The organism is Adlercreutzia sp. ZJ473, assembly GCF_013185065.1.
GTDB lineage: Bacteria > Actinomycetota > Coriobacteriia > Coriobacteriales > Eggerthellaceae > CAAEEV01.
Map to the genome: position 1 here is coordinate 1 of NZ_JAAVTO010000057.1, position 15,604 is coordinate 15,604.

General features: G+C 68.6%; 20 protein-coding genes. 18 read left to right on the top strand and 2 right to left on the bottom strand.

Annotation, left to right across the window (positions count from 1 at the left end; genetic code table 11):
- The first annotated feature begins 147 nt into the window (after window positions 1-147).
- Genes HRL41_RS10020 through HRL41_RS10070 form a run of 11 tightly spaced genes read left to right on the top strand, consistent with a single transcriptional unit; the run spans window position 148 to window position 8,276 of the window.
- Window positions 148-1,482, top strand: coding sequence for a CpaF family protein (locus HRL41_RS10020; protein WP_172136892.1), 1,335 nt, complete (start codon window positions 148-150; stop codon window positions 1,480-1,482).
- Window positions 1,455-2,423, top strand: coding sequence for a type II secretion system F family protein (locus HRL41_RS10025; protein WP_172136900.1), 969 nt, complete (start codon window positions 1,455-1,457; stop codon window positions 2,421-2,423). Before HRL41_RS10020 ends, HRL41_RS10025 begins: the two co-directional genes overlap by 28 nt.
- Before the next feature lie 5 nt (window positions 2,424-2,428).
- On the top strand, window positions 2,429-3,385 hold the full coding sequence (locus HRL41_RS10030) for a type II secretion system F family protein (RefSeq protein WP_253904844.1): 957 nt from the start codon (window positions 2,429-2,431) through the stop codon (window positions 3,383-3,385).
- A gap of 18 nt (window positions 3,386-3,403) precedes the next feature.
- Window positions 3,404-3,655 (top strand): Flp family type IVb pilin, encoded by a 252-nt coding sequence (locus HRL41_RS10035; RefSeq protein WP_253904845.1) that lies wholly within the window; start codon window positions 3,404-3,406, stop codon window positions 3,653-3,655.
- Entirely contained in the window at window positions 3,652-3,843 is a 192-nt protein-coding gene (locus HRL41_RS10040; RefSeq protein ID WP_172136902.1) for a hypothetical protein, read from the top strand. The genes HRL41_RS10035 and HRL41_RS10040 overlap by 4 nt, the downstream gene beginning before the upstream one ends.
- Window positions 3,844-3,863: 20 nt before the next feature.
- Window positions 3,864-4,385, top strand: a complete 522-nt coding sequence (locus tag HRL41_RS10045) for a TadE/TadG family type IV pilus assembly protein (RefSeq protein ID WP_371808837.1) — start codon at window positions 3,864-3,866, stop codon at window positions 4,383-4,385.
- Complete coding sequence (locus tag HRL41_RS10050) at window positions 4,382-6,523, top strand: TadE/TadG family type IV pilus assembly protein (protein ID WP_172136904.1); 2,142 nt, start codon at window positions 4,382-4,384, stop codon at window positions 6,521-6,523. Before HRL41_RS10045 ends, HRL41_RS10050 begins: the two co-directional genes overlap by 4 nt.
- Complete coding sequence (locus tag HRL41_RS10055; protein WP_253904846.1) at window positions 6,520-6,960, top strand: hypothetical protein; 441 nt, start codon at window positions 6,520-6,522, stop codon at window positions 6,958-6,960. Before HRL41_RS10050 ends, HRL41_RS10055 begins: the two co-directional genes overlap by 4 nt.
- A gap of 28 nt (window positions 6,961-6,988) precedes the next feature.
- Window positions 6,989-7,591 (top strand): hypothetical protein, encoded by a 603-nt coding sequence (locus HRL41_RS10060; protein ID WP_172136906.1) that lies wholly within the window; start codon window positions 6,989-6,991, stop codon window positions 7,589-7,591.
- Window positions 7,534-7,953: a DUF192 domain-containing protein gene (locus HRL41_RS10065; RefSeq protein WP_172136925.1), complete on the top strand. Its 420-nt coding sequence runs from the start codon at window positions 7,534-7,536 to the stop codon at window positions 7,951-7,953. The genes HRL41_RS10060 and HRL41_RS10065 overlap by 58 nt, the downstream gene beginning before the upstream one ends.
- Window positions 7,950-8,276, top strand: coding sequence for a hypothetical protein (locus HRL41_RS10070; RefSeq protein WP_172136908.1), 327 nt, complete (start codon window positions 7,950-7,952; stop codon window positions 8,274-8,276). The genes HRL41_RS10065 and HRL41_RS10070 overlap by 4 nt, the downstream gene beginning before the upstream one ends.
- Here the strand turns inward: HRL41_RS10070 and HRL41_RS10075 are convergent.
- On the bottom strand, window positions 8,269-8,613 hold the full coding sequence (locus tag HRL41_RS10075) for a winged helix-turn-helix domain-containing protein (protein ID WP_165172005.1): 345 nt from the start codon (window positions 8,611-8,613) through the stop codon (window positions 8,269-8,271). The genes HRL41_RS10070 and HRL41_RS10075 overlap by 8 nt on opposite strands.
- A gap of 82 nt (window positions 8,614-8,695) precedes the next feature.
- The gene (gene thrC, locus HRL41_RS10080; protein ID WP_172136910.1) at window positions 8,696-10,270 is read right to left on the bottom strand and encodes a threonine synthase; all 1,575 of its coding nucleotides are present in this window, start codon (window positions 10,268-10,270) and stop codon (window positions 8,696-8,698) included.
- Between the two features lie 172 nt (window positions 10,271-10,442).
- Between thrC and HRL41_RS10085 the strand changes: the two genes are divergently transcribed.
- The 7 genes from HRL41_RS10085 to HRL41_RS10115 all read left to right on the top strand — a co-directional run bounded on the left by HRL41_RS10085 (window position 10,443) and on the right by HRL41_RS10115 (window position 15,303).
- Window positions 10,443-10,724: a type II toxin-antitoxin system RelE/ParE family toxin gene (locus HRL41_RS10085; RefSeq protein WP_165172001.1), complete on the top strand. Its 282-nt coding sequence runs from the start codon at window positions 10,443-10,445 to the stop codon at window positions 10,722-10,724.
- Between the two features lie 10 nt (window positions 10,725-10,734).
- Entirely contained in the window at window positions 10,735-11,034 is a 300-nt protein-coding gene (locus tag HRL41_RS10090) for a HigA family addiction module antitoxin (RefSeq protein ID WP_253904848.1), read from the top strand.
- Window positions 11,035-11,250: 216 nt separating this feature from the next.
- On the top strand, window positions 11,251-11,520 hold the full coding sequence (locus HRL41_RS10095; protein ID WP_253904849.1) for a FeoA family protein: 270 nt from the start codon (window positions 11,251-11,253) through the stop codon (window positions 11,518-11,520).
- 268 nt (window positions 11,521-11,788) lie between these two features.
- The gene (locus HRL41_RS10100; RefSeq protein ID WP_165171997.1) at window positions 11,789-12,022 is read left to right on the top strand and encodes a FeoA family protein; all 234 of its coding nucleotides are present in this window, start codon (window positions 11,789-11,791) and stop codon (window positions 12,020-12,022) included.
- Window positions 12,023-12,165: 143 nt separating this feature from the next.
- Complete coding sequence (locus HRL41_RS10105) at window positions 12,166-14,520, top strand: ferrous iron transporter B (RefSeq protein WP_172136914.1); 2,355 nt, start codon at window positions 12,166-12,168, stop codon at window positions 14,518-14,520.
- A 119-nt stretch (window positions 14,521-14,639) separates the two neighbouring features.
- A complete protein-coding gene (locus HRL41_RS10110; protein WP_172136916.1) occupies window positions 14,640-14,864 on the top strand; it encodes a hypothetical protein in 225 nt (74 codons plus the stop codon).
- A 55-nt stretch (window positions 14,865-14,919) separates the two neighbouring features.
- Window positions 14,920-15,303: a metal-dependent transcriptional regulator gene (locus HRL41_RS10115; RefSeq protein WP_172136918.1), complete on the top strand. Its 384-nt coding sequence runs from the start codon at window positions 14,920-14,922 to the stop codon at window positions 15,301-15,303.
- Window positions 15,304-15,604: the final 301 nt, after the last annotated feature.

Sequence of the window (15,604 nt, forward strand, 5' to 3'; positions counted from 1 at the left end):
GGCGCGCGGGCAGCGTGCGGGGCGGGGCGGGATGCTCGCGCGTCGCTCGCGTCGGCGCGCACGCGAGGCGCCTGCGCCCACGCGAGCGCTCGCAGGCGTGCCGGCTGACGTGCGCGCGGGCGCTTCCGTCGGCGAGGAGGTGAGGACATGACGCTCGCAGAGCGCGTGCGCAGCGCGGAGGGCGCCAACGCGACCAGGGGGCGGGATGCCTCCCCGCGCCGACGCGGCGTCGAGGACCTGCGCCGTGACGTGAAGAGGCGCGTGCCGCTCGAGAACATCGCCGTCATCATGGCGAGCAACCCCGAACGCGCGCGCAACGAGCTGCGCACGGCGTGCCGCGGCGCGCTCGCCGAACCCCAGTGGGCCGACCTCACGGGCGCTCAGAAGAGCCGGCTGGCCGACGAGCTCATCGACGTGGTGTTCGGCATGGGCCCTCTGGAGGGGCTCATCGACGACGAGAGCGTCACGGAGATCATGGTGAACGGCTCGCGCAGCGTGTACTTCGAGCGCGACGGCAAGCTGGAGCGCAGCCCCGTGAGGTTCGAGAGCGACGAGCAGGTGCGCGTGCTGATCGACCGCATCATCGGGCCTTTGGGACGGCGCATAGACGAGGCGTCGCCCATGGTAGACGCGCGCCTCGCTCAGGGGCATCGCGTGAACGCGGTGATACCGCCCGTGTCCCCCGACGGGCCGGTGCTCACCATCCGCGCCTTCTCGCGCCGCGTCATGATGCTCGAGGAGATGGAGCGGCGCGGCTCGCTCGACGCCGGCCTGCGGGTGTTCCTGGGGTGGCTCGTGCGCGCCCGCAAGAACGTGGTGGTGTCAGGCGGCACGGGAAGCGGCAAGACCACGCTGCTCAACGCGCTGTCGTGCCTGATCCCTCACGAGGAGCGCGTGATAACCATCGAGGACTCCGCCGAGCTGAAGTTCGAGCAGCATCCGCATGTGGTGCGCCTGGAGGCCCGTCCGCGCAACGCCGAGGGCGAAGGCGAGGTGACCATACGGGATCTGGTGGTGAACGCCCTGCGCATGCGCCCCGACCGCATTATCGTGGGGGAGTGTCGCTCGGGTGAGGCGATCGACATGCTGCAGGCCATGCTCACGGGGCATGAGGGGTCGCTGACCACGCTGCACGCGAACTCGCCCGAAGACGTGGTCGACCGCATGGTGACGATGGTCCGCTACGCGGTCGACCTGCCGGTGGACGCCATCGAGGCGCAGATCGGCGGCGCGTTCGACTACGTGGTGCAGGTGGCGCGCGCACCTGACGGGTCGCGTTTCCTGTCACAGGTGGCTGAGGTGGGGTTCGACCGCGAGCGGCGGCGCTGCGTGGTCGAGCGCGTGTACGTGCGCGACGCGCTCGGCGATGCAGGGGCGGGCTCATGGCTGCGCCGCCCGGCCTGCCTGGATGAGGTCGTGGAGCGCCGCGTGGCGACGCGAGAGGAGGTGGACGCATGGGAGCGGCGAGCTTTTGGGCGGTGACGGCGGCGCTTCTCGCGCTGGCGGCGGGATGCTTGGCGGGGGCTGCGGCGTGGCGCGCGGCTTTGCGCTGGCGGCTCTCCGCGAGCGCGCTTGCCTCAAGCAGTCGCGAGCGCGCGTTTCTCATCCTGTGCAAGGGGTGTGCGCCGCTGAGGCCGGTGGCGCGGCGCCTTCTGCGGGTGCCGGCGGTGGCTGAGGCGTCGAGGGGAGCGGCGTCCTTGGCCGGCGCGCGGGGGTACGTGGCGGGTGCCGAGGAGCTGCTCTCGTCAGCGCTCGGCATGCTCGTGTGCGCGTCGGCGGCGGCGTGGGCGCTGTCGGGCTCGGCGGCGTGCGGCGCTGCAGTGGGATGCTGCGCGGTGGGCGGCGTTGTGGCGGCGCTGCGCTCGGCGGCGGACAAGCGTTCGCTCAGCATGCGGGAGGAGGTGCCGGAGGCGCTGCGCTGCATGGGCGTGTGCTTCCGCTCGGGGCTCTCGCTCCTGCAGACGCTCCAGCAGACGTCGCATGAGGTGAAGGGCCCGCTCGGCGATCTGTTCGCGGCGGCTGCGCGGCGAGTCGAGATGGGCGCGCCGACGTCCGAGGCGCTCGAGGCGCTGCGTGACGGGCATCGCGTTCCCGAGCTCGCGTTCGTGGCCGTGGCGCTTGACGTGCAGCACCAGAGCGGCGGGAGCGTGGCGCCGGTGCTCGAGGCGGCGCGGGAGTCGGTCGAAGGCGAGCTCGAGCTCATGCGGTCGCTGCGCGTGCAGACGGCCCAGGCGAAGCTCTCGGCGCGCATCGTCACGCTGATGCCCTTCGTGCTGGTGGCGTTGTTCTCGCTGGCGAGCAGCGACTTTCTGGCCCCGTTCTTCAGCAGCTTCGTCGGCGTGGCCCTGCTCGGGGTGGCACTCGCGATGCAGGCGGCGGGCGTGCTCATCGTGCGGCGCATGCTGCGCGTCGAGGCGGGGTGATGGCGATGACGGCAGTTGGCCAGGCGGGGCTGGCGTGCGTTGGCATGGCGTGCGCGGCAGGCGCGGGCTTCAGCTTGTGGAGCGCGTACGCGGAGGAGCGCCGCCGCCGGCGGCATGTGCGCGCCATGCGCGCAGGAGGTGCGCCGGCGGGCGCGTCGAGGCGGGGCGCGGACGCGCGCGGCGACGCGGGGCTTTTGGACGGGGCCGCGCTCTCGCTTGCGGTCGACCTGGGGAGGCGAATCGCGCTGGGGCATGGGCGGCGTCTGCTTCCCGCACGCTGGACGCGCGCGCCGCGAGCCCTGGGGCAGGCACGCGCCGCGGGGCTCGACGGGCAGCTGACGCCCGAGGGCTTCGGCGAGGCGCGCGTGCGCCTGGCGCTTGCGGGCGCGGGCGCAGGCTTGGCGGTGGGGCTGGTGTTCTCGGGCGAGCTTGCGGCGCTGCTCCTCGTCGCAGGCGGCATGGCGGGATGGTGCCTTCTGCCCGCCGCGGTGGGGCGCCGCGTGCGCCGCCGCGCGCAGGAGATGGAACGGCACCTGCCCGAGATGCTCGACGTGGTGGCGCTCGGCATGCGCAGCGGGCTCTCGTTCGACCGCAGCGTGGAGCTGTACGTCGAGCACTTCGACACGCTGCTCGCCGAGGCGTTCGGCCTGGCGCAACGCCAGTGGAGCTGCGGTTTGGCGCGCCGCGACGACGCGCTGCGCAGCGTTGCGAGCTCGTATGACTCGCCGCTGCTCAGGCGCGTGGTCGAGGGCATGGTGCGCTCGCTTCGCTTCGGCTCGTCGATGGCCGAGAGCTTGGAGGCGGCGGCGCACGAGGCGCGCGTGAGCTATCGGGCGCGCCGGCAGGAGCAGGTTGCCAAGGCGCCCGTGAAGATGATGGTGCCGACGGGCGTGCTCATCCTGCCCGCCATGCTCATCATGGTGCTCGGGCCGGTGCTGCTCGAGCTGATAGAGGGGTTCTGATGGAGAGGAGGACGGGTCATGGGAAGAATGGAGGCTGTTCGGAGAGGCTTTGCGCGTGCGCGCGGCGCGTGGGGGCGCATGGGGGCGCGCATGGCGTCGGGGTGGTGCCGCGCGCGGGCGAGGCTGGCGAGCGAGAGCGGCCAGGGCACTACCGAGTATGCCATTTTGGTGGGGGTGCTCGTGGTGATCGCGATCATCGCCATCACGCTGTTCCGGCCGAAGCTCGAAGAGCTCTGGAACGCTATCGCCGATGGCATCAACGGCTTGTGAGCGATGAGCGGGGGCAGTCGACGGTGGAGTACGCCATCGTGCTGGGGGCGCTTCTGTGCGTGGTGGTCGCGCTCGGGGCGCTTCACCAGGCGCTCGACGCGGGGATGTTCGTCGGGCACGCGCTGTCGGCGGCGTCGCACCACGTGCAGATGTCGGTCGGCTGGCTGGCGGACGTGTTCGTCTACTGATGAGGCGTGAGGAGGTTGCGGTGACGTGTGCGGCGATGCGCGGGCTGCGCCGCCTCGCTCGATGCGAGCGCGGGCAGGCCACGGTCGAGGCGGCCTTCGCGCTGCCGGTGGTCATGGTGCTGGTCCTGCTGCTCGTGCAGCCGGGCATCATCCTGTACGACCGCATCGTGATGCAGGGGGCGGCTGCGGAGGGCTGCCGCCTCCTCGCCACCTCGGCGGGGGACGCGCGGGTGGACGAGGACTTCATCCGGCGGCGGCTGGGGGCAGTGCCTGAGCAGGACTTGTTCCACGTGCACGGAGGCGCGTGCACGTGGAGGATAGGGCTTGAGGGCGGCGAGGCGTCGGAGCGGGTGGGCGTGTCCATATCCACCGAGGTGAAGCCGCTCCCTTTCATCGGCGCGGGCGCGGCCTTCCTCGGCATGACGAACGAGCGGGGGAACCTGGTGGTGAGCGTGCGCGTCGAGCAGCCCGCGCAGCCTGCGTGGGTGGCCGACGATGCGAGCGGGCTTGACCCGGCGGGATGGATAGGAGCGTGGCAATGAGGGCAAGAAGGCGCGTCCGCCTGTCGCTGTTCCGCGACGAGAGCGGCGTCACCACGGTGGGCATGGCGGTGGCCCTTCTGGTGACGCTGTCCCTCGTGTTCTCGTCAGCGCAGGTGTACCGGATAAACACGGCTTCCGCCGAGATCCAGGAGGTGGCCGACGCAGCCGTGCTGACAGCCGAGAACGAGGTGGCGGAGTTCATGGTGGCCGTGCGCGTGTGCGACGCCGCCGTGCTGTCGATGACGATGCTCTCGGCGAGCGCGTGCGGGCTCGGCGCGGTCGCGCTGTGCGTGCCGGCAGGGGCGAGCATCGGCGGGCAGCTCGTCGAGCTGGGGGAGAAGATGGCCGAGGCGCGCGACTCGTTCGCGCGCAAGGCCGAGGCGGGGCTCAACGCCTTGCAGCGGGCGCTGCCGTTTCTGGCGGCGGCGAACGCGGCGTCGGTTGCGGCGGCGAACAACCCGCGAGGCGCCGTCGCAGGCTACTTCGCGGCGGCGGTGCTCGTCCCCTTCGAGGGGAAGCCCATCAGCATCGCCGACGCGCAGGCCGTCTCCGACGCAGGGAAGGCGGTTTCCGACAGCGCGGAGGACATCCGCGCGGCGGTTGGGCGCGCTGAGCAGGCGGCCGAGCAGGCCAACGAGGCCAAGCTGCGCGCGTTCGAGCGCGATTGCGGAGCGAGCCCCGCGTACTGCATGTACGAGCGCGCCGATCATCTGGCGAGCCTCCCCGCCGACGAGAACCCGCTCTACCGCAGCGTCGACGCCTGGTCGTTCTCCGTGGCGCTCAGGCGCGCGCAGGCGTACTACCCGGCACGCCTGGCGGCTGAGCACCCCGCGTCGTCAAGCGTGGCCGAGCAGGCGAACTCCGAGCTGCGCAAGCGCTTCTACGCCTACGCGTCCGAGCAGCTCTCGACCGGGTACGTGGTGGAGACGCCCGATGCGTTCGAGGCGCGCTTCCCACGCCTGTTCCGCAGCACCGAGGAGCTGCGCTCCACGCCGCTTTACGACGAGGCGGTCTACCCCGTGACCGACCGGGACGGAGTGCTGACGATGCACGCGTGGCCGGGGTGCCCGAACGCCGCAGGCGCCGTGAGTGCGGGGTCGATCCGCAGCTTGGAGGAGGGCGGCTACCAGACGTGCGAGCTGTGCGCGTTCACGCCCTCGAGCTTGGGGAACGTGGCAGCTGCCTCCACGGCCATCGACAACGGGTTCGAGTACCACTACGAGGCGGTGGCGCGCGCTGCCGAAGATTACGCCCGGGCGCGGGAGGAGCTCGCGCCGAAGGCAGAGGAGGTGAAGGGAAGGGCCGGCGGGCTCATCGACGCTTGCGCGCAGGCCATGGCCGATCTGGGCCCGCAGCGCATAGCGGCGTCGCCGCCGGGGGCGAAAGGCGCGATCGCCCTGGTGGTGAACGTTGACGCGTCGGCGGCTGACGCGGGGTTCGAGAGCGCGTTCGTGAGCGGCGGCCGCACGCTGGGCACACGCGCGGCGGTGTCGGGCGCGACGCTTCTGGCTGATGCGGGCCATGACGGATCGACGGTCATCACGTCGCTGCTCGACGGGTTCGGGCAGGGCGGCGGCGCGGCCGTGGGAGCGGCGCGCGTGGTGCTCGACTGCTGGTCGGGGCTGCTCAGCGCGTTCGCGCAAGGCCAGGAGGCGCTCTCGGGCGCGATCGAGGGCGCGCTTGGGTCGCTGCCGCTCGCGAGCGCGAGCGGGCTTGGCGCTTGGGCGTCGGGCAAGCTGCGCGACGCGGTGGCGGCTTGCGGGCTCGAGCCGGTCAAGCTCGACGCCCTGAAACCCGTCTTGGTGAACACGGGGCGCGTGGCGGAGGCGGGCGACGATGCCTTCTCGGTGCGCTTCAGAGAGGCCAAGCGACGCGCGCTGGCCACCTCGAGCGGATCGGGAAGCCTGTTCGCAGGGCTCGTCGACGACGTGGAGGACGGTGCGCTCGGCCTTTTGGACGACGCCGAGGGCGGCGTGACGGTGGCCTCGGTCGAGCTGCCCGTAGGAGGCGTGCGCATCCCCGTGAAGCTGGCGCTGCCGTCCTTCGCGGCTGACGAGGCGCGCGGGTTCGTCGCCGTGTGCGCGCAGAAGGTGCGCTCGGCGGTGGGAGCGGCTGCGGGAGCGAGGGCATGGGAATGAGCAGGCGTGCGCTGCTGCGCTCCGAGCGCGGCCAGATGACGGTTGAGCTTGCGGTGGTGCTGCCGGCGGTGATCGTGGTGGCGGTCATCGCGGTGAACGCGCTCGCGTTCTTCTCGACCTGCGCCGAGTTCGACCGCGTGGGGCGCAACGCCGTGCGCCTCTGCGCCACATCCCCTGCGTATGGGCAGGACGCTGACCAGTCGGCGGCGCTCGTGGAGTCGATGGTGGAGGAGGCGGTCGGCCTCGAGAACGTGGAGGTCTCGGTTGAGGTGAGCCGCGACTGGCAGGGGCATGCGGCGTTCGCGCTCAAGATGCGCTACCGTCCGACGCTCTTCGGCCTGGGGCTGAGGGACGAGGTGCTCGGAGTCGCCTTGCCCGCCTTGGAGCACGAGAACCGCTTCGTGGTGGATACGTACAAGCCGGGCATGCTGCTCTAGCGGCTCGACGGGAGGGGAGGTGGCTGACGTGGCGGCTGATCTCGGCGTCCAGGCGGCCCGCTTGCGAAGGGCCGCAGGTGTGGTGGCTGCGTTGGCGCTCGCGTTGGCCTGCGGCGTGACGGTCGGCCATGCGAGCGCGTCAGGCGGAGAAGCAGCGGGGGCGTCGACGGAAGAGGCTGCCGCAGCGGCCTTGCAGGCAGACGAGGCGTCGGCGGCAAAGACCGCGGCGGGCGCGCATGCCGAGGCGAAGGCCGCGGCAGAGCCTGCGCACGTGCGGGACCTCACGAGGCGCATGCTGGCTGGAGAGGACGTCCTCGCAGGAGAGCTGGCCGCAGCGGGCGAGGCGCCGCGCTGGTTCTCGGACGAGCTCTTCCCGCTCGCGAACGAGAGGGACCTGATGGCGTCTGACGGTTGGACGGTGGTGGGCTTCTCGATGGACTGCGGCGCACGGGAAGCCCTGGTGGATGTGGCCGCACGTCTGCAGGAGCGCGGATGGCAGGGGTACGAGAGCGGCGCGGCGGGCGTCGCGACGTTCGAGAAGGAGGAGGGGACGTGCCGGTGGGCGATGGTGTCATGCGCGCAGATGCCTGCGGGGACGAGCGTGGTGGTGCGCGTCCAGCGCGCGGCGTGACGGGCGTCGAGCTTTTGACCACGTGGCGCGCGCGGGCGCGAGGCCTGCTCTTCCGCATGCCTGACCAGGCGGTTCACGTGCTCGTTCCCTGCTGCGACGTGCACACCTTCGGCATGCGGCATGCCCTCGACATAGCCTTCGTGTCAAGGGAGGGCGTTGTCGTGGAGGTGCGGCGCAACGTGGGGCCGCGTCGGCGATGCGCGTGCCGGGGCGCTGTGGCGGTGGCGGAGCGGTTTGCGCGTGCGGGACCGTGGCTCGAGGCGGGAGACGTGCTGGAGGTCGCCGTGCGAGCAGCGCGCGGCAGCGAGGTGACGGATGACGGAGGAAAGAAGCGGACGACGGAAGGAGAGGTTGGGCGATGAAGACGTGCCCGGTGTGCAAGACGACGCTGTTCGACGACATGGACGTGTGCTACGGCTGCATGTACCGCTTCGGCAGCAACCCGCAGCTGGAGAGGAAGGCGCAGCTCGACGGGGTGGGCTCAGGGGGCGATCCAAAGGATCCTGCAAAGGAGCCGAAAGCCGAGGGAAGGGGTGACCTGCGCACGTGGTCGGTGCGGCTCGAGGTGAGAAACCGCTCCGACCCCGGTCAGACGTGGGCGGTCGAGCTCGTCCCTCCCTACGAGCCGGTGCTCGGGGGAGAAGGCGCGCAGGCCGTCCCGCTGCAGGAGGACGCGGCTAGCTGACCATCTCGTCGAAGAGGCTCTGGGCCTGTGCGCACAGCGTCTCCTCGATGGCGAGGTAGGAGTCGAGGAGCTTGTTTCCCTCCTCGGTGAGCTCGCTGCCGTGCGCGCCGTCGCGGTTGAGCAGCTGGATCCCCAAGGCGGCTTCGGTGTCCTTGATGATGCGCCATGCCTTGCTGTAGGCCATGCCCATGCTCTTGGCTGCGGCGTTGAGCGAGCCGCGCTCGCGCACGCCCAAGCACAGGCTGGCTATGCCGCGGCCGAAGGCCGAGTCGCTCTCGGAGCCAGGGTTCTTGATGGAGAGCTTGATCCCCATTTCCAGCTTGGTCAGTTGGTCCATGCGCGTTCCTCCGTGTCTATCGCAAACCCGCCGCATGGCGCGGCGGGTGGTCTGCTTCATCTATTTTCGCATGCTTTCGCGCTCAGCGTCGCAGAAAGTTCTCGGCGGCTGCCTCGATGCTCGCCACGTCGTTGTCGATGACCTCGGAGAAGCGCGCGGGCATGGAGTCGAGCGACGCGAGCCCGGCGGGCACGTCGCGCTTGCCCGTCTCCTGCGCGATGAGCTCGTTGAGCTCGCAGCCGGTGAGGGCTGCCACGCTTGCGGGGAGCTCCTGCGCGGGCTCGAGGGCGTGAAGGGCGCGGTACACGTTGTTGCCGAACTTGGCCCAGTGCGCCGTGCTCGCGATGAGCACGGGGTTCTCGCCGCGCACGTTCTGGGCCACGGCGTAGGCCACGGCGGTGTGCGGGTCGAGCAGGTAGTCATGCTCGTCGAGCACGCGCTTGATGGTGGCGAGGCACGTGGCGTTGTCGATGGAGTCGGCTACGAACGTCTCGCGCACGCGTGCGAAGGTGTCGGCGTCAACGCGGAAGCAGCGCTTCTCGTTGAGGTCGCGCATCCAGCCGGTGATGGCCTGCGCGTCACGCCCGGTGAGCTCGAACAGCTGGCGCTCGAGGTTTGACGAGACGAGGATGTCCATGGAGGGGGAGGGGGTGAGCACGAACGTCCGGTCGGAGATGTCATAGGCGCCCGTGTTGATGAAGTCGGTGAGCACGCGGTTCTCGTTGCTGGCGCACATGAGCGTGTCGATGGGCGTGCCCACCTGCTTGGCGTACCATGCGGCCAGGATGTTGCCGAAGTTGCCCGTGGGGACGCACACGTCGATGGGGCTGCCCGCCTCGACCTTGCCAGCGGCCACCAGCTCGGCGTAGCTCGAGATGTGGTAGACCACCTGGGGAAGCAGGCGCCCCCAGTTGATGGAGTTCGCGCTCGAGAGGGCCACCTTGTGCTCGCCGAGCAGCTTGGCGGCGAAGTCCCCGTCGGAGAACACGCGCTTCACACCGGTCTGGCAGTCGTCGAAGTTGCCGCGCACAGCCCACACCTGCACGTTCGCGCCGGTGGTGGTGACCATCTGCTTGCGCTGGATGTCGCTCACGCCGCCGTCGGGGAACAGCACGCCGATGCGCACGCCGTCGGCGTCCTTGAAGCCCTCGAGCGCCGCCTTGCCGGTGTCGCCCGAGGTGGCGACGAGGATGCAGAACTCGTGGTCAAGCTCGCCGCGGTCGCGCAGGGCCTGGGCGCTGGCTGAGAAGAACTGCGGCAGGCACTGCAGGGCCATGTCCTTGAACGCGCTCGTGGGGCCGTGCCACAGCTCGAGCACGTGCGTGCTCTCGTCGAGGGAGGTGATGGGGCAGATGTCCTCGGTGTCGAAGTTGTCGCCGTAGGAGCGCGTCATGAGCTCGTCGATCTTCTCGTCGGGCAGGTCGACGTTGAACGCCCGGTAGACGGTGGCGGCGCGCTGCGCGTAGGGGAGCTTCGCGAGGCTCACGATCTCGTCAACCGTGAAGGAGGGGAGCTCCTGCGGGACGTAGAGTCCGCCGCCGTCCGCCAGGCCGTTGATGACGGCTTGGGTGAACGGCACGGGCTTGTCGCAGCGTCCGCGCGTGTCAACATAGAGGTTTTGCCCGAACGCGCGGGCTCGGTCAGTTTTCTGCGTCATGGATTCAACCTTTCGGGGGTGTACATGCGGCTCAGTATACTAGAGCGGGTATGTGACAGAAGTGTTTCAGCACGTGATTCGGCGCGAAAACCACGGGTGGCGTGCTACGCGAGCTGCTTGCGTCATCCCCACAGTAATAACGTTTGACGTTAATAACGCGAAAGGTTACTATATGATCGTGTCGTTTGCGGACAAGGACACGCGTTGCCTTGCCGAGCTGAAGCGCGTGCGTCGCTTCGAAGGGTTTGAGCGCGTTGCGCTGAGGAAGCTGCGTCAGCTGGAAGTCGCGAGCAGCCTGCAGGATCTGAGCGTTCCTCCGGGCAACATGCTTGAGAGGCTCAAGGGGGACAGGGCGGGTCAGTACAGCATACGCATCAACGACCAGCATCGCATCTGCTTCGCATGGACCGAGGCAGGGGCGGAAAACGTCGAGATCGTCGATTACCATGCGTGAGGTGATGGACATGGCTGCTTTGCTTGATCCTGTTACTCCCGGTGAGCTTCTCAAGGAAGAGTTTCTGGTTCCTCTGGGCATCAGCCAGTATCGTCTCGCCAAGGAAACGGGCATACCTGCGCAGAGGGTCGGGCAGATTGTTCTGGGGAGGCGCAGCATTACGGCAGACACCGATCTTCGCTTCTGCCGCTTCTTCGGGCTGACGGACGGTTATTGGCTTCGCGCGCAGGCAGCCTATGACCTGGAGATGGCCCGTCGCAAGCTGTCCTCGGAGCTTGAGCGCATAGTGCCCTGTTCGCAAGCGGTTTAGGCAAAGGAAGCTGAACCTTCTATCGCGCATCGTGCGGCGCTTGGGTTCGAGCATGCTCGCATCCGCTCTGCTGCCCCCGCTTTCTCGTATGCAAGTAATCCGAGGCGGACAAATTTTCAAAAAAGGTTTCCCTTGGGTTTCTTTTTGAAAAAGTTTGCTATAGAATACTTGTGTTACATGTAGCTAACTTTGATGGGAATTGAGATGCAGAACGCTATGGCAGCTGAGAACCAAGCCTACGCCTCGGCCGAGCCGAAGGTGCGCATGCAGCAGATGCCGCTGACCTTCTTGGGCGAGGGCGGTCGCGCACGGGTTGTGAAGGTTCGCGGAAAAGGCGACGTACATCATCACCTCGAGAACCTCGGGTTCGTCGAAGGTGCGGACGTACGTGTCATCTCCAGGAGCTCCGGCAACCTGATCGTCGAGGTCAAGGGCGCGCGCGTCGCGCTCGACAGGTCGGTGGCGTCGAAGATCATCACCTGCTAGCGCGTTGGCACCAGCACGTGCTTGCGCCGGCGTGCGTCTGCGCTGACGTGTGCTCGAGCGAATGCGCAGCTGCGCGCGCGTGAACGCGTTCGCGCAACATGCGCTTGCACTGCGGCCTGGCGCTGCGGCGTTGGCGCGTGGCTTGGCGTTGGCGTGCACTCGCATCCTGCGCGCGCAGCTCGTGCTGCGACCGCCAGGCCGTCGCGTTCGCATGCGATTCCCCCAAAGGAAGCAGACCCGTTTAGTCGTTCACGTGAAAGGAAGGACGATGGCACAGCAAGACAAGACCCTGCGCGACGTTGCCGTGGGTGACTCCGCCGTCGTGCGCCGCCTGATGGGCGAAGGAGCCGTCAAGCGCCGCATCATGGACATGGGCATCACCAAGGGCACCGAGGTCTACGTGCGCAAGGTGGCCCCCCTCGGCGATCCGATCGAGGTTACGGTCCGCGGCTTCGAGCTCTCGCTCCGCAAGGATGAGGCGGAGAAGGTGCTGGTGCTCTAAAGAACAGCTTCGCGAGTATGCGCTGATGAGCGCATATTTTTAAGCCCAGCAGTTAGAATACGTTAACTTTCTGGCCGCCACTGCGAGCGCCCCGCAGGACGGCTGCCAGATCGCGTCAGCGTCAACAAGAAGGAAAGGAAACCATGGGAATCAACATTGCGCTTGCCGGCAACCCCAACTGCGGCAAGACGACCATGTTCAACGACCTCACCGGCGCCAACCAGTACGTTGGCAACTGGCCCGGCGTGACCGTTGAGAAGAAGGAAGGCAGGTACAGCCGCGACAAGGACGTGACCATAACCGACCTGCCGGGCGTCTACTCGCTGTCCCCGTACAGCCCCGAGGAGATCGTCACGCGCGACTACCTCATGAGCGGCAGCCCCGACGTGGTCGTCAACCTCGTCGACGCCACCAACCTCGAGCGCAACCTCTACCTCACCACCCAGATCATCAACTTGGGCCTGCCGGTGGTCATCGCGCTCAACATGATGGACCTCGTGGAGAAGAACGGCGACAAGGTCGACGTGGCTAGGCTCTCCGAGGCGCTCGGCTGCCCCATCGTGGAGACCTCCGCCCTCAAGGGCCGCGGCACCGCCGACGTGGTCAAGGCCGCCGTCGCCGCCGCGAGGAAGGGCGCGCCCGCCGCGCCGACCCTGCGCTTCTCCGACGACGTGGAGGAGGCGCTCGGCAAGGTCATCGACATCCTGGGCTCGCGCGTGAGGCCCGAGAACGCGCGCTGGTTCGCCATCAAGCTGCTCGAGGGCGAGCAGCTCACCGTCGACGCGCTCAAGCTCCCCGCATCCGACCTGGCCAAGGTCGAGGCCATCCGCGCGGCGGTGGAGGACGCCGAGGACGATGACGCCGAGTCCGTCATCACCAACGAGCGCTACGACGCGATCACCGAGGTATGCGCCGCCTGCGTGAGGAAGTCCGCGAAGGGCATGACCACCACCGAGAAGATCGACCGCGTGGTCACCAACCGCATCCTCGGCATCCCCATCTTCATCGCGATCATGTTCTGCGTGTACTTCGTGGCCGTCTCGGTCGGCGGCGGCGTGGTGACCGACTGGGCCAACGACGGCCTGTTCGGCGACGGCTGGCTCTACACGAACACCGAGGCCTTCGACGAGGCCGTCGGCGCGTGGGAGGAAGAGGTCGCCGCAGCTGAGGAGGCGGGCGCGAGCGAGGCGGCCCTCGAGGCCCTCGCGGAGGAGGAGCCCGACCCGGCCGAGTTCGGCCTGTGGCACCCGGGCCTCACGCCGGTGGTGTCCGACGCGCTTTCGGCCATCGGCTGCGCCGACTGGCTGCAGAGCCTCATCGTCGACGGCATCGTCGCCGGCGTCGGCGCCGTGCTCGGCTTCGTCCCGCAGATGATCCTGCTGTTCCTCATGCTGTCGTTCCTCGAGGCCTGCGGCTACATGGCGCGCGTGGCGTTCGTCATGGACCGCGTGTTCCGCCGCTTCGGCCTGTCGGGCAAGTCGTTCATCCCCATGCTCATCGCGAGCGGCTGCGGCGTGCCGGCGGTCATGGCCACCAAGACCATCGAGAGCGAGAAGGACCGCCGCATGACCATCATGACCACCACCATGATCCCCTGCGGCGCGAAGATGCCGATCATCGCGCTCGTGTTCGGCGCGCTCGTGGGCGGCGACTCCGAGGCGACCTGGTGGGTGGCCCCGCTGTTCTACTTCCTCGGCCTGGCTGCCATCATCGTCTCCTGCATCATGCTGAAGAAGCTCAAGAGCTTCGCCGGCGAGGTGGCCCCGTTCATCATGGAGCTCCCGCAGTACCACATCCCCACGGCGAAGAGCGTTGCTCTGGCCACGTGGGAGCGCGTGAGGTCCTACATCGTCAAAGCCGGCACCATCATCTTCCTGTCGACCATCGTCATCTGGTTCCTCATGAACTTCGGCATCTACGAGGGCGCGTTCGGCCTGCTTGACGTCGAGATGGAAGGATATCTGGACAACTCCTTGATGGCGGGCCTGGGCAACCTGCTCGCGTGGGTCTTCGCGCCTCTGGGCTTCGGCAACTGGGAGTCCGCCGTCACCTCCATCACCGGGCTGGTGGCGAAGGAGAACGTGGTCGCCACGGTGGGCATCCTCACGCAGCTCGGCGAGCTCGGCGAGACCGACCCGGTTCTGTGGGAGGGCTTCGCGGCCATGCTCGGCGGGTCGTCCGCCGCGATCATGGCGTTCTGCGCCTTCAACCTGCTGTGCGCGCCGTGCTTCGCCGCCATCGGCACCATCCGCCGCCAGATGATGAGCGCGAAGTGGACCTGGGCGACCATCGGCTACATGTGCGGCTTCGCGTGGTGCGTGGGCCTCATGATCTACCAGTTCGTGGGCTTGGCCACGGGCGAGGTGAGCTTCGGCGTCTTCACGGTGGTCGCCATCGCGGTCGCCGCCGCCCTGCTGTTCCAGCTGCTTCGCCCGATGCCGCGCTTCGAGGACGAGCCTGCGAAGCGCGAGCTCGACGCCGCGGCCGAAGCCGCCTAGAAGACTTGGCGAATGCGCGCCCCGCGCAACCTGCCCGCCCCGCGCCTTGAGCGGCGCGGCGCGGGCGGCCGGGGCGCCCGCGTGAGAGCGCGCCGGGGGCGCGCGGGAAAGGACCTGTCATGAAGGAGCTCGTCTTGACGCCGGGAACCGTCGTCATGCTGGCGGCCATGGCCGCGTGGGCAGCGTGGGCCGTCCGCCGCATCACGCACCGCGGCCTTTGCGACTGCGGCGACCACTGCGGGGACGCCGGCGCGTGCAGCTCGGGCTGCTCGTGCGGGGGCTGCGGCGCGGCCGAGAAGATGGTCGCCGACATGGGCCGCTCCCTGGAGGGCCCGAAAGGGTAGGAGCGCCCCTCGCCTCTTGTGTTACCATGTCTCCATCTGCGTGAAGGAGGAAGCCATGGAGAAGATGTCCATGTCGCATGAGGACTACCTTGAGGCGATGGTCATGCTGGGGGCGACCACCGAGGCCTCGGTGCGCTCGGTTGACGTCGCCGCCAAGATGGGCGTCTCGAAGGCGTCGGTGAACAAGGCGATGTCGGTCCTGAAGGAGAAGGGCCTCGCTGAGCAGCCTTATTACGGCGACATCACGCTCACCGAGACGGGCTACGCCTACGGGTCGTCGGTGCTCGAGCGCCACGAGGCCCTGTCGTGCTTCCTCAACAAGGCGCTCGGCATCCCCGCCGACGTGGCCGAGCGGGAGGCGTGCCTGATGGAGCACGCCATCAGCGACGAGTCGTTCGAGAAGTGGCTCGCCTTCATCAAGGGGCTTGACCTGGAGTAGGGACGCGCGTGGGCGCCGCGCGGGCGCGCGGGTAACGAAAGCGGATCAATTAGTTATGGAAGGGCTCTGCGGGGCCCTTTATCTGTGGTATCCTGAATGAGCTCATCGCATGAACACGCTACTGAAACGAACTCGGTGCATAAGGGGCGCATTTCCTTTGGAGAGACAATCCCATATCGTGTCCTTTGACGACGCTCGCCGCTCGACGCGCGGCGGCCGCGGCGCGTCCGGCGTGTCTTCGGGCGCGCGGGGCGGCGGCATGCGCGCGGGGCGCGCGTCGTCCGCAGGAGCGTACGGAAGC